At 47.5% G+C, this 13903-nt stretch carries 9 protein-coding genes; all 9 read right to left on the bottom strand.

The window, feature by feature from the left end:
- Nucleotides 1–166 precede the first annotated feature (166 nt).
- A complete protein-coding gene (locus RIC19_RS03510; protein ID WP_350176892.1) occupies nucleotides 167–1033 on the bottom strand; it encodes a hypothetical protein in 867 nt (288 codons plus the stop codon).
- Nucleotides 1034–1258: 225 nt separating this feature from the next.
- Nucleotides 1259–2734, bottom strand: a complete 1476-nt coding sequence (locus tag RIC19_RS03505; RefSeq protein ID WP_350176890.1) for a S41 family peptidase — start codon at nucleotides 2732–2734, stop codon at nucleotides 1259–1261.
- Nucleotides 2735–2892: 158 nt separating this feature from the next.
- The gene (locus RIC19_RS03500) at nucleotides 2893–3519 is read right to left on the bottom strand and encodes an RloB family protein (protein ID WP_350176888.1); all 627 of its coding nucleotides are present in this window, start codon (nucleotides 3517–3519) and stop codon (nucleotides 2893–2895) included.
- Nucleotides 3503–4870, bottom strand: coding sequence for an AAA family ATPase (locus tag RIC19_RS03495; protein ID WP_350176886.1), 1368 nt, complete (start codon nucleotides 4868–4870; stop codon nucleotides 3503–3505). Before RIC19_RS03495 ends, RIC19_RS03500 begins: the two co-directional genes overlap by 17 nt.
- 320 nt (nucleotides 4871–5190) lie before the next feature.
- Nucleotides 5191–5658 carry a GNAT family N-acetyltransferase gene (locus RIC19_RS03490; protein ID WP_350176884.1) on the bottom strand — a complete coding sequence of 156 codons (468 nt, stop codon included), beginning with the start codon at nucleotides 5656–5658 and terminating at the stop codon, nucleotides 5191–5193.
- Between the two features lie 238 nt (nucleotides 5659–5896).
- Nucleotides 5897–6277 carry a hypothetical protein gene (locus RIC19_RS03485; RefSeq protein WP_350176882.1) on the bottom strand — a complete coding sequence of 127 codons (381 nt, stop codon included), beginning with the start codon at nucleotides 6275–6277 and terminating at the stop codon, nucleotides 5897–5899.
- Entirely contained in the window at nucleotides 6277–7203 is a 927-nt protein-coding gene (locus RIC19_RS03480; RefSeq protein WP_350176880.1) for an Rpn family recombination-promoting nuclease/putative transposase, read from the bottom strand. The genes RIC19_RS03485 and RIC19_RS03480 overlap by 1 nt, the downstream gene beginning before the upstream one ends.
- A gap of 393 nt (nucleotides 7204–7596) precedes the next feature.
- The gene (locus tag RIC19_RS03475; protein WP_350176878.1) at nucleotides 7597–8655 is read right to left on the bottom strand and encodes an alpha/beta fold hydrolase; all 1059 of its coding nucleotides are present in this window, start codon (nucleotides 8653–8655) and stop codon (nucleotides 7597–7599) included.
- A 348-nt stretch (nucleotides 8656–9003) separates the two neighbouring features.
- Nucleotides 9004–13903 (bottom strand): HYR-like domain-containing protein (locus RIC19_RS03470; RefSeq protein WP_350176876.1); only part of this gene is annotated, 4900 nt, incomplete at its 5' end.

The following is a 13903-nucleotide window of genomic DNA, read 5'->3' as shown; positions in this document are numbered from 1 at the left end:
CTCGTTTCTATTGCAAATCAACGCTTTATGAACCTGACTTCCTCACTAAATTTTCATTTAGCCCGCTAAACTCAAATTTAGTGACTTCGCCAGAGCCATAAATCCTTGATTTTCATGACAAAACCGCTCCAAACATGCTCTAAGCAACCGCCTCATTCTGCAAACACTACAGCCCGGTGCCATGCGGTAAACACTGAATGAAGCAGTCAAACAAATCGGTCTTGCTGATATAGGTTTTTCGGTCAAACCCCTTGCCCCGGTGTTCGATTTCTATCCAACCGAAATAGTCCAGAAAACGCTCAAAGGTCCGGACGGCATAACACCCGGTAGCATACTCCAAAGGGGTACGATAGGAGGTCGGTTGAATGGATTGCAACAGCTGCGGGAAAGCCCTAAAATACCGCTCGGCATAAAACGATTCCAATCGCTTTTCCGCTCCGTACTTCGACAGCAGGATCAGGGAAAACCCGTACCCCAGCTGCCCGATCTGATTCTCACCGTACCCATCATAGTACGCCCAGTTGAATTTGGTGGCGAAGGTCAGCAACAGGAGGCGGAGCAGCTCTTGGTCATCCCCCAAAGTTTGAGTCCCTTTTTTGGTTAGGCTTAATTTACTATGCCGCTTTTTCGCCAGGCCTGCTATTTCGATCAGCAAGCGGGTCAGGTTGATGGTCAGGGAATCGGTCTCCTTGTACAGCTTGGAGATGCCCATTTCAAACTGCATCTCTTTCATAAACCCCTGCTGATAGATGTCCGCCACTATTTTGGTCGGCAAAAAACCCTTTGCGGTGAGTTTGAGCCCCCCGCTTTTTTCGATCAGCCCGCACAGGTACTTGACCTGATTGAGAAGGGGCACTTTCCGGTAGTCTGCCTCCGTTGCCTTTTTAAGTTGCAGCGGGCTTTCCGCCCCGAAGGTGTCATACATGATTTGGCGCATTTCCAGAGGGGAATACCCTTCAAAATCGGCAATTGGCCGGTTGTTCTGCGCCTTCATTTGCTGATCGAGCTGTTTTTGCAGGTCTTTTTCGTTCATGTCTGATATTGTCAGGTTTGCGTTTTCCGGGATCAAAATTACCGTTTTTGATCTGTAATTGAGTCTGAGCAATTAAGGAGCTGATAAACTGCTCAATAATGCCCCCTGCATAAACGGTGGGCAGCACTGCCTGAATATAGGGGGCTGTTTTAGAATAAGCCCCACATTTCCGCCGGGTTCCTCAGCCCCTGATCTGTCAACAGGGTTAGGCTCCAACCAAAGCTCTTAATTTGCTAACCGCTCCAAAACATACCTAAGACAGGCATTTTCCCCATTTTTATACTCCTCAAAAGTGGGGATGACTTCATGGTGGGGAATGACCCCTCTGCCAAAGGGCAGTGTGGGCTTCACATTCATCACAAACTGCAAAGCCGGGACAGACACCTTAATCTTTGAATTTGGTAACACCAATGCTCTGCCATAACCGCTGGTATTCCCGTAGTAGCCCCCTCCGGTTTCCTGCCCGACAAAAGTGGCTAAACCCTGACTGTACATCATGTTGCTGAATTCGCTGCCCCCGGAATAGGTCACCGGGCTGATCAGGACGTAGGTTTTGCCCTTGAATTTGTATGCCGGCTCCTTCTTATAGGCCATCAGCCCTTTGCCGGGTGCCGCTCTTCTTTCCAAAGAGCCATCCTCCATTTTCCGGTTGGTCAGCAGCCGTTCAAAAAAGCCGAATGCCTTTAGGGTAATGGGCTTGTCCGTTCCATTATCCAACACCGCCTTTTGGGCCTTTACCCTCACCTTTTTGTATTTCTGATAGTTGTCGCCGAAGTAGGAATACAGCAACCCTTCATTGCCTTCCGACCCGCCGGTGTTTTGGCTGACATCCACAATGAGGGTTTGAATATCATTTTCCCGTATGGATTGAAAACTGTTCCTCAGGAAGACACTCAGCTTCTTTTCTTTTGAATGGGCTCTTATTTCACCATTGCCAAAAGTATGAATGCCCAGATAGGCTACCGAGTCATTGAGTATTTCGTATTCCAACACCTCCTCCTCCGTGTTTTTGGGCGTGCCATACCTGTCGTTCAGGTGCCGGGTAATCGCCTTTATGGTCAGCGGTTGAAGGATTACGGGCTCGTTTATGCCCTTGAACTTAATCTCAAACTGATCCACCTGCCCGTAGTAGTAGAAGTGGTACACCGAAAAGCTCAACCCTTCCAAGTCACTGTACTTGACGGCATTGATAAACCCGTCGGAAGCAAAGAGATTCCCAATGTTACCCACTATATGCTCCGGCGTTTCCCCGTTAATGGATTCGATGGGTTGGCCTTCGAGCGCAAAGTCTTCAAAGTCCGAGCCGTTCTTAACGCAGTAGAGTTGTTTACCCAGGAAGACCACTCTCAAGGGCAGCAACCTCACTTCGCTGTTTAATTTTTCCTTCACGATCGCAGGGCGAAAGATATCCGTATGGTCTTCCCGGGAGAGGGCCACCAACGGCGCGATGAGCTTGTGAAACTCAAGGACATTTAAATCCTTCGTGATTTTCCTTCTGGCGTCTGCAAAAGCCCTGTCCACGCTGTCTTTGGGCGTGTACCAGTACATGCCGGAGTGGAATTTGTCCAGCCCCTGATACAGTATTTCCAGGTCACCTAATAGTTTTTCTTTCTCAATCTTGGGCAAATCGCCGAAATCCTGGGCACCTGCTGTTTGGAGTGCAAGACAACAGATGATGATGACTTTAGAAATGCTTTTCATTGGTGCTTGATTAATTACAACCGGCCAGCCTAAATTCAGAAGCCCGGAAACGAGGGATATTGCATTCCAGCCATTTTTTTACAGTTATTTTATACATTAGAGTTTATTCAACCTAATTTTGTATACGCGTACGCGTTGAGCTGCTCTCAGAGCCAGTTTTAATAAACTTTATTATAGTATTTCTTAAGCTCCTCTTCTGTCAATTTAAAAATTCTTTTGCCAAGTCTGAATACCTGTGTTTTCCCTATGTCGGGAATGTACCCATTTTCACTGAATTTGGCACGTGCATTTTCAATCGCTCTTGCAAGATAAGTCTGATGTTTAGTGTGATCGAAACCTCCATGTTGCTGATGTACATGAGCCTTCCAACTTTTACAGCTTTCATCATTTTCCGCAGGTGGCATGGGGGATGCAAAGTGATCATTGAGCCATACTTCAAAACAAGGATTTGAAATAGCTACATTCCAGCCCTTTTGCAAAGCCTCTTGCTGCAATTCGTGTATTTGACCCTTCCATCGATCTACATCAATTACGAACCATAATTCAAAATCCCCATCATCTGAATTATGCTTTTCTATTGCCTGATGTGCATTAGGTATTAAGTGAGTTGGCGAGCTTCTGCCTTCGCTACTTGGAACCGCTATCACCTTTATGCTCTTCGTCAACAAATGAAAGAAACTGAAGGATTCGGGTTCTTTGTGGCTACCTTCACAGACTATAATAAAAATTGTTGCGTCTCTCCAAGGCATTTTCTTTTCGTATTCTCTCTTATTCAGCAATGGCATACTTATTCCAATTTAAGTCCTGCAGATTACTTAAAAATGGAATCCCTCCATATCTGCCGTTTAAATACCCTTTCCTGATATTTTTGGTATGATGTTCTTTGAACTCACTTAAAGGATACAGGTCGGTGCTCCCATTTTTGTCCTTTTCTACGAACCAAATTTCGTCTTGCCTAAATATTTCCTGATCAAGCAAATTTGATTCATGAGTGCTAAAGATCAATTGCCCTTTTGTATTAGAGTCACTAGAGAATTTCCTTATCAGTTCTTTTATTAAAAGAGGATGGATGCTTCTCTCAATTTCATCAACTATATACACTTTTTCTTTATTTACGATATCCTGGAATGCTGGTATATAGTCCAGTAATCGTACAGTCCCATCAGATTCTTCATTAATATAGAAAAATGCTGTCTTGTTGTTTAGACCTTGGTGTTCCAGCCTTAGCCGCTTTACAAAGACTTCAGAACCTTCTTTCACGAGTAAAATTTCTTCGCCCATTCTGGTTGGCAAGCCTATCATTTTTTTAGAAGAATCATCTAATTCTTTAATCAATTCATCGAGTTCACCAATGTTGTCTTGCCCGAAAAACTCAACCAGAGACTTCTTTTCAGTTTTGAGATTTTTAATCCCAGTATGAAATGTACACATTGTCTCATTGGCGTATTCACGAAAATTGTCGTTAGTATCAATTCTTTGTGCTAATGCAGCAGGTTTCGATAAAGGTGTAATAATTTGGATTGTCCGCTCGAACCACCTATACGCTTTCCCTAAATCTTCTAAAAATGGACTATCTAGCGTAGACAAGAGCTTCAATAGCGGCCTGTCGGGTTTACTTAAATTTTTCTCGATAACTTTTTGAAGTATTTTGCTTTCGGTATCCTTCTCAAAATCTTCAGAGAACTTGGTACTGATATGCCTATCCTGATTTGTTTCTCTTTCAAAAATCAGAACGTCATCCTTAACGCCCAATCCTGATATATATAGTTCTTCGTGAAGAATGATTCCTTCGTTAAATTTCAAAGCATAAATAAAGGGGGTTCCTTCGCTAATAAATTCAATACCAAGCAAAACTTCCACTTCTTTGAGTTCATTGTGAAATTTAAACTTATGCTGTTGAAAACGAGGTGGAATTTCTTCTTCTAAGACTATGTCCTTTAGATAAGCAATTGACTTGATAAGATTCGATTTGCCTGACCCGTTTGCACCATAAAAAACTGATAACTTCAAAAAATCGAAGCTGTTCAAGGAGTACTTATGATGCGATAATCTTGAATACCTTGGACTTGGAAGCAAGTTAAACTCTCTTCTTTCACCAAAGGAAAACAGATTTTCCACAATAAACCTGACTACCATAGCGTGAATTTTTCACGCAATATACTTTATTTCTCAGATTAAACCCATTAAATCGAATGATTTGTTTAAATGGCGTGGTTTTTTCACACCAACCAATAGCTTGCCTGCAAACCAGACCGATATCCCTGTTTTTCATTCGATTATGCCCAAAAGCTACGGTGGTTAAATGCTAAACTCACAAGCCTGTCTATACTCACCGCAGCGGACCTTTCAACCTTTTCCTCATCGTCAGTGAAGTTGCCGTCTGTCCGGAATAAAAATCGCCTCATAAAGCATGTCCGCTAAGAAGCCCGATTCCGCTTGCCGTAGTGCCCTGACCGTCATGATTTCTCCGTTGGTTGGTTCTTTTCCTTTGTAAGCCGGTAGTAAAAAAGCTCCGGGTCCCCCTCATCCAGCCCAGTCAGCTGACCGGCAAAAGAGAAACCGGCTTTGGCAAGTGCTTTCTGCATTCGGGTATTGGACCGATTGGTAGAGGTGAACAACTTCCCCGCCTTACACTGCTCCCCCAGAAGATCAAATACTTTCCCGCCAATGCCTTTCCCCCTGCAGGCTTCGTCCAGGATCATCAGCTCTATCCACCCCTGATCAAAAAAGCGGTAATCAAAAATCATAAACCCTATGGCTCGGTGGCCGGCCAAAATGATAAAGCAGGTCTCCTCCAATATCGCTTTGGCCATCTTTTCTTCCCGGTATAAGCTGACCTCCTCCTCCTGCTCAATGCTGTTGTAAAAGCCAACGGCAACGGTTTTGTCTTTATCGGAGGCTTTTCTTAATCTAATGACATCCATAGGGCTCCATTTAGACATTTTACAGGGTTGCGCTCTTTTTTCGCAATGGCTTTAATGTCAATAATATACGAATTCTCACGCTCCTGCTTGTCATTATCCTGGAACCGGATACTGATGTTTGTGTATAGGTGGCGGGTGGTGGGGTTTAGGCCTCCCGTTCCTGCTCCGGCTGCCTTCCCCATCGTCCGTACCAGCTATCGGAGCCGAAGTTGCCAACGGAGTGCAGCCTTGAAAAGGTCTATTTGCTCACGGCTTTAGAGGAACGATAAAACCCGGTCAGCAATTCACTCACGAGCGCATCCAAGTCGATATCTGAGGAGGCGAGCCATTGTTCAACTTCCTTGTCCACACTTAGTTGAATATGAAGATGGCTTTTGTAATGCGCCACATCCGACTCAATAGGCACCCACTCCCCGTCAAAATCTTCATCATCGGCAATATTGGCGTCATCGTAGTAAATACAAGCCTCCGGAACATCTACTCCGATCGCCCCAAGCTTGATCGCATCCGTTGCCTCCACCTGGTCGGAGTCCGAAAATTCAACGGAGTAGCTGCTGTCCAGCCAGTTGTTTGCCAGTAATTGAAGCGCTTCAGGAAGACGGATTTCTCTTTTGGTCATCAGGCCTGTTTTCCAGCTTCGTAAGCGGCTATTATTTGCTCCACTTCCTCAACGGTTAATCCAGTGATATCGGCAATATCGGTTACAGGCATGCCTTTTTTGTACGAACGTATCGTTACGGTCCGCTGGTTCTGCTCAATACCCTGATCAATGCCTTGCTCGATGCCTTGCTCAAGGCTCTGCTCACGCACTTCCTTTAGGATAGCTTCTTCGATTCCCATAGGTTCTCTCGATTTGGTGATTTTACGCACTTCCTCTTCAAATTTAAGCTTATTCTCCAGATTTTGAAAGGATACGTAAGTGTTGATAAAATTATACAGCCGCCGGATTTTTGCTTTGCTTAACCCGCATGACAGCAGATGCCGCATCATATCCAACTTGCTGACCAACAGCTGATGGTCATCTTTGCTGCCTGGATCCAGTGCGTTGCGGGCCGCCTCGAGGGCAAAGCCAAAGGGGTTACCAGAGGCCCGTAGCTCCTCAGCCGTGTGGTCTATCAGTATAAACGATTGAAAACGATAAATTTGTTCCGTACCTAAAAAATCAGTCCGATAAGCGGTGGCGTGGTAAGCCCGGTTCGTATCCGTATAAATGACGACAGCCGTGACCGGCTTGTTGTACCGGTCAAGGATCCGATAATAATATTGAAACATCCGATAAGCAAACTGATCATCCGGATACCCTTGTACTTCTACATGTACCAAAAACCATTGTTCCTGCCCATCCTTTAGCCAAGCCTTGAACAGTTTATCCGCATGCCGCCGTTTGGTATCCGCTTCCGGCATAATTCGCTCCAAATCCTTATCCAAAAACTCCAGCCCCCGGCTGAAGTCTATCCGGTCAATGTATTTGGAGAAAAAGAAATGCAAAAAGTCTTCTGCTAAATCTTCAATAATGCCTTTCCAGAGTATGTCGCGCCGTATCATACATGTAAGATAAGAACAAAACAGATTAAACTCAATTTATTTGAACTTTTTTGTTTTGACTGGTTTCTGAAAGCAGCACCCACAAAAGAGGCAGCATCACTGTAATATGCAGCACACTGACGCTTTGATTGATTTCGGTTGACTTCTGTTAAGCTAATGCTGTAATACACGTACACTCGGCTTGCTTACGTACACTTCGGGCGGCACGGCCTGAATATACCGTAGCTGTTTTAAACGATGCCCTGCCTGTCAGGCCGCCACTCCAAAGTCGCTACCTGACTTGAAGCCCAGGCCACACTTCCTGCTTCACTCCAGCGATTTACCCCTGAAAACCAAGAGATACTGAAGCCACCCCTTCGAAGCAAGCTTGTCATTAGATTCAATACCCCTTCGTTAATCCAACCTTTGTTTTGGATTTCCAGTGCTCTGCTCCTTGACGATCTCAATAATGAGCCTGTTAAAGGCTTCAGGTTCTTCTTCCGGAGGCTCATGCCCTGAATTTTCAAACCAAATAAACGCCTTTTGGGTAGCATCGAGCGCATCAAGGTACTTTTCTGCAACGCTGCCCGGTAAGTTCCAGTCATGCCTCCCAGCCATAAAATAGACCGGCAGGGCCAAAGCAGTAATCCCTGACAGGTCTGTGAAAAACTGCCTGCCTCCTAAACGGGACGAAGTATAATTATAGGCTTCCATCCAATCGTATCCCTTGTAGTCGTCATAATAGCTTTCTGCTTTTGCAATTTCATCAGCGATCTCCTTTTTGTAGATCGTCCCGTTATACTTCACCAATAACTGATACTTACTCATGAAGCATTCCTGTTCGGTTTTACAGACAGACGGGTCCCTGTTCTCAATCAATTTTATTTGCCGCAGTGCAGCGGTGTCGTTCCGGGATTCCGCTTGCGCTTTTATCCATTGCATGGAGACATCCCAATTTTCCTGCGTGTCTATAAGTTGCGAAACCCCGATGTAAGCATAATAATCCTCAGGATACTTTTCGGCGAGTTTCAACCCGATGACACTGCCGTAGGAAAAACCTAAAAGGACTATTTTTTCTTTATCGAACCTCTTTTTGAGGTACTGTGTCAGTTCGTGTGCATCATTGACCAGGCTTTCCGTGCTGAGTTCCCTGGGGTTGGGATTGCGCAGGTAAGATTTTCCGGAGCCCGCCTGATCCCAGGAAACGACGATCATCTCCTTTGCTAAGCCGGAATTGAAATACCTCAGGTGAGGCGTCTGAGGCCATCCGGGCCCACCGTGCAGAAAAAGCAGCACGGGCAGCTCGGCAGAAGCCCCCGTCATTTCCACATATTGTTCTTCGCCCCCTAATTCCACGAATATTTTTTCTTCGACCGTTTGGGCAGTTTCAGAGGGCTTCTTTTGGGTATCGTCAGGCTGCCCCTGACACCCCATCACAAAAACCGCTGATATAAAGAGCAAAAGGTGTTTCATATTATTAATTTGATTGATTGCTATTGGTTTCGGTTATACTCCCCTTGCCTGCCGCTTGCTTACGGACAATTCCTGCCCGTATGGCGGGCGCACTGTGAATATACGGAATCTGTTTTAAGAGCGTGCTGGGACTTTGCGACTACGGATTAGCGAAATCAGCGCAACCTGCCTGGCAGCCTGTGCGTGAGCTTCAAAACAGAGGGAGCAAACACAGCCACAAAGAAAGAGCCGGCTTTGAGGTTCGGTTGGATGGCAAAAGTAAACTTTGCCACTCAAAAATCGACCCCCAAGCCAGCTCTTCATAACACAGAACCGTCCTCAAAACACTATAACAATCGGGTAACTCAATTATTGCTTCATAAACGGCAGCACATCCCGGTTACCATTCTCATCCTGCAGGAGGACGAAGTAAGCGCCCACCGCAAGGCGCGACAGGTCAAGGTCTACCTGTAGCTCGCCTGAATTGAGCGGGTGGTCTTGCAATACCTGCCCCTGCGCATTGAGAAGTTTCAATTGCCCACCTCCATAGAATGAACCGGGCAGCATTACCGTTATTTTATATCCGGCTGGGTTAGGGAACAACAAGGGCTCCGCTCCAACAACGACTTGTGCCAGCTCGGACCGCTTCGGGCGGCCATTGGGGCCCTGTATGACAACCTGATACTGGTGAACGCCAGCCGTTGGCCGCTCGTGCAGGTACTCGTAGTAAGACTTCGTACCTATCATGCCCTGAGGTTCGCTGTAATCAGCTATAGGGCTTAACGAGGCCTCGCCGGGCCCGGCATGCAACAGGGTGTATTGGAAACCGGACTGCAGTTCCTCTGCCATCCAGCCCACTTTCACATAGGTCACGCCCTGCATATCCAGCACATGCGCACTTAGCGGCAGCGGTGTTCCACAGTACAGCGGGCTGTGCGTAGCCGTGATACGCCGGGTCTGCGTAGCGGTGCAGCCATCAACGGTGACCGACAGGGTGATGTCAAAGCTGCCATGAGAATAGGGCGCAGACAGGGTGACCACAGGGCCGGTAGCAGAGGTGGGCAACAGGCCCAATCCCATTGACCATTCGTATAGGGCACCGGGGCCGGCAGCCGTAGCCGTGAAGGTCGCGGATTCCCCTACACAGAGGACTTCCGGGCCTGATATCTCCGCTACCGTTTCGTTGCCCACTTCAATGGTTACGATATTGGTTTCCAGGTATAACGCACAGTCCTCACGCCGGGCACAGCGGGCAAAGTAGGTGGTTTCAGAAAGTGGCCCGGGCGCATAATCAGGTGTATTGGAGCCGGGTATTAAGGTCCACGTTTGCAGGTTGAATGGCCCTGCCACCGCACTGCGCATCCAAATGTATTCGATACCGCCACTGCCTCCTTCCGGCAAAGCAAGGCTTTCGATCGGAGCCGGGGTATTCCCCGGAGCACAGAGGTACTGATCGGGCCCGATTTCGCCGGGTATTGTCACATTGTCGCAGTTGGAGAAAAAGCCGGCATCGATAGTCAGGTTGATCTCCCCTTCTGCAAGCGTGACAACGGCAGTAAACCCGCCATTGGGCAGCGCATCACTGTCCAGGGCAGTGTCCTCTCCCTGAAGCGGCATGGTCAGCGTCAGCTCACCAGACGAGATAAACTGCACGCGGTAAGTACCAGGTAAGGTCACAAATCGATAGTGGCCACTGCCATCTGTAGCGGTGGTCTCTACTTGCAGGAAAGTACCGCCCTCGGCACGCTCCAAAATCACCTCAACGCCTGGCAAACCGGGCTCTCCCGAGTCCTGCTGACCATTCTGATTGACGTCCAGCCAAACAAAATCACCTAATTCGGCAATCAGGGCGGGGGTGACCGTAATGGTGAACGTGCAAATTCTCGCACATCCTGCGGCATCAGTGTAGGTGTAGGTCAGTTCGTGTACGCCTACCCCGGCTACGGCAGGGGCAAAAAGGCCATCACTAACGCCTGCCCCACTGTATACTCCTCCTGAGGGCATAGCGCCACTCAACTCAACCGGTGCGCTGTTCAGGGTGACTTCCTGATCGGGTGGGCAAACCACCATCGGAGCAGTGCTGTCCACGATGTTGATGATCTGTGTAGCCGTTTCTGTATTTTGGCACAAATCTTCAGCAGTGAAGGTACGGATGATGTAGGTCTGACACTCTTCTTCAATCAGGTCGCTGTCTTCAAAAGTGAGGGTTACCGAACCACAATTATCTTCAGCAGTAGCCTCCGTATCGGGGATCTGATCACCACTCGCTACGTCGATGGCACCAGGCACCATAGTAAAGACCGGCGCATCCTCGTCGACATAGTTGACCGTGAGGGTAACGGAAGCACTATTGCCGCAGCTATCAGTAGCGGTCCAGGTGTACACGTCGGTCCACTCATTCGGGCAATTACCGGGAATGGTCTGCGTCTCAAGAGAAACGGGCACTTCCGGGCCACAGTTATCCATAGCAACCGGGGTTGCAATTGTAGGCATGTCGCAAGACACTGTTATTTCATCGTCCCCGATATCAAATGTTGGAGCGGTTTCATCTGCAATAGTGATGACCTGAGTGTAAGTGTCTGTATTCTCACAGGCATCGGTCGCCGTCCAGGTGCGGTAGATGGTGTAAGCCTGTGGGCATGCACCGGGCTCAGAAGTTTCGTCGAAGTCAATGGTAACAGAATCATCGCAGTTATCTAGAGCGGTCACATCAGCCGGAGCAGGAATATCTTCGTCACATTCGTAAACAGCATCGGCAGGTAAGTTCGCAAGAACAGGAGCAACCGTATCGACCAAAGTGATGTAGTGCTCAAAAGTCACCGTATTGCCGCAGACATCTGTAGCGGTATAGATTCTTTGAAGAACTCCGGAACAACCTCCTGAAAACAAGGATTCCTGCACGGTTATTACAACCTCGTCGGGACCACAATTGTCAGAAGCCGTTACATCGCTGATGGCAGGTACGTTTTCGCAGCTGGCAACCATATTCTCCGGAATGTTATCAAAAACCGGAGCAATGGTATCGTTGTACGTCAATACCTGAACACAATCGCTGAAATTTCCACATTCATCATAAGCGCGATAGGTACGAGTGATAACCCCTGAGCAGTCATCGCCCTCTATGACATCTCCAAAATGAGTGATTGTTACCTCGCTGCAATTGTCCGTAGCAGACACTAATGTTGCATCGCTGACAGGTACATCTGTCAGGCAAACATAATTACCTCCATCCGGGCAGCTAGCGATTGAAGGAGAGATTGTGTCAAGAACCGTTACCACCCAATTGGCCAGTGAGCTGTTACCGCAGGAGTCAGTCGCTACCCAGGTGTAGGTAACCACAAAGTTGCCTTCGCAATCCCCCTGATCAGTTTGGGTAGAGACCTCCAAGGTTACATCTCCATCACAATTGTCAATAGCAGCGACATCGGGCACCACAACCGGCCACTCTTCACAAGAGATGAGAATGTCAGCGGGCAAATCTATAAATTGCGGAGCAATCGTATCATTTACAATAATGAGCTGTGTGAAAGCAGTTGAGTTGAAGCAGTCGTCAAAAGCCAGGTAATTATTGATGTAAGTAATGTTATTGGCACACGTTTCATTTTGTTGAATAACGCAATCGCCATCAACATTCACATCTCCATGACCGTTAACCGTCGCTCCATCTATTACCCCGGTATAAGTAAACCAACCGCTCATACCGTAATTGGCATTTTTGTTATTGGCGGCTACACCAACCTGAAAACCAAAAAAGTAACTTGCGGGCGCATGCTGAAAGTATAGCACGTTTCCAGCCAAATCACCCGTGCCCGTCGCGGTAGAAAAGTTGTTGGCCAATTCATAGTAGCTCCAGGTGGTCCACAAATCGCCTGAAGCAGCAGCAAACCCTGCATCATCCTTATAAGAACGACCGAGCGCAGACCATTCGGCCCAGTCGCGCTTGTTCTCAAACCAAAAGTCTAGTATATAGCTCTCAGCAGGATTGATATCATTCACCACCGTGCCATAAAGGTGAGCCGTGCCATTTTCAAATTGATCAAACGTTCCACCATTCGCATCAAACACAAAGTTTGCAGAAGCAGAAAACCCACTGGAATAATGAGCAGGAAGCCATAAAGCCCAATCAGCACCGGCACCAATTGCTGTGGTAAGCACACAGACTTCTTCAGGGTTCCCACCGCCATCAATCGTTAGTAATTGATAATCCACAAAAGCACCCGAGCATTCGTCATACACCGTTGGATTTGATATTGGGATATCCTCAATACAAGCTACGGTTATCACTTCTTCGATATTTTCGAAAACAGGACCTACCGTGTCAACAACATTGATAATTTGCTCTGCCGTGGTGGTGTTAAAGCAAGCGTCAGTTGCAACCCATGTCCGAATAAAGGTATAGTTGCAAATTTCTGCAACTACTTCATCCGTAAAACTGAGCTCAGTCAACGAACAGTTGTCGGTTACAGAAGGGGGCGGAATGGCATCAAATAAGTCACATTGAACGGTAAAGGGTTCAATGGGCCCAAACACAGGGCCTGTTTCATCAAAAACCCTTGTAACCAATACCTCAGCTTGCGCTGAATTTCCGCATTCACTGGTTACACTAAAGGTGTAAACGCGTGTTTGAATACAATCCAGGGTGGAAATCCCCCCCGGAAGTGCTTCCACAGTTCCACCACCGGTGCAACCGTCAGTCCACGTTGTAGATAGGGATGGTGGCCAGGGTGCGTTACAAAGCGCTAACTGTATGTCTTCAATAGGTGTTATTTCCGGAGCTGTCTCTTCATACTGACGGGTAACCAGGGTCACTGCATTGGACGCATTGCCGCAATCATCGACCACACTAAAGGTGTACGCCCGGCTTTGAGAGCAACCATTAGTAATAATAGGACCGGGCACACCAACGAGTGCACCACCAGCCGAGCAGTTGTCTACCCAACCGGCCAGTACTTCAGATGGCCAGGCAGGGTTACAGCCTGGCAATACAAAATCAGCAGGGTTCAGAATAGTAGGAGGCGTTTCGTCAACAACACGCGTGACTGTAGTGAAAGCAGATGCAGGGGCTCCGCAATCATCATTCACCATAAAGGTGTAAACACGCGACTGTAAGCAACCGGCAACGGAGACTGTACCCGGAACACCCGTTACGTTGCCCCCGCCTGAGCAGTTGCTCGTCCAAACGGTAACCAGTACCGGCCAGTCCGCATTGCAGACCGCCAACTGATAATCGTCAATTGGTACAATTACCGGATTGGCCTCATCGAAAATG

Origin of the sequence: Phaeodactylibacter sp. (assembly GCF_040219495.1) — a bacterium.
Lineage (GTDB): Bacteria > Bacteroidota > Bacteroidia > Chitinophagales > Saprospiraceae > Phaeodactylibacter.
The sequence above is the reverse complement of the archived record's forward strand: the minus strand, read 5'-3'. Positions and strand labels throughout refer to the sequence as shown.

Coding starts and splice junctions, on each gene's coding strand:
- RIC19_RS03510 (WP_350176892.1), bottom strand. CDS start 1,033: ATGAACGAAAAAGACCTGCAAAAACAGCTCGATCAGCAAATGAAGGCG.
- RIC19_RS03485 (WP_350176882.1), bottom strand. CDS start 6,277: ATGACCAAAAGAGAAATCCGTCTTCCTGAAGCGCTTCAATTACTGGCA.
- RIC19_RS03480 (WP_350176880.1), bottom strand. CDS start 7,203: ATGATACGGCGCGACATACTCTGGAAAGGCATTATTGAAGATTTAGCA.
- RIC19_RS03490 (WP_350176884.1), bottom strand. CDS start 5,658: ATGGATGTCATTAGATTAAGAAAAGCCTCCGATAAAGACAAAACCGTT.
- RIC19_RS03505 (WP_350176890.1), bottom strand. CDS start 2,734: ATGAAAAGCATTTCTAAAGTCATCATCATCTGTTGTCTTGCACTCCAA.
- RIC19_RS03495 (WP_350176886.1), bottom strand. CDS start 4,870: ATGGTAGTCAGGTTTATTGTGGAAAATCTGTTTTCCTTTGGTGAAAGA.
- RIC19_RS03500 (WP_350176888.1), bottom strand. CDS start 3,519: ATGCCATTGCTGAATAAGAGAGAATACGAAAAGAAAATGCCTTGGAGA.
- RIC19_RS03475 (WP_350176878.1), bottom strand. CDS start 8,655: ATGAAACACCTTTTGCTCTTTATATCAGCGGTTTTTGTGATGGGGTGT.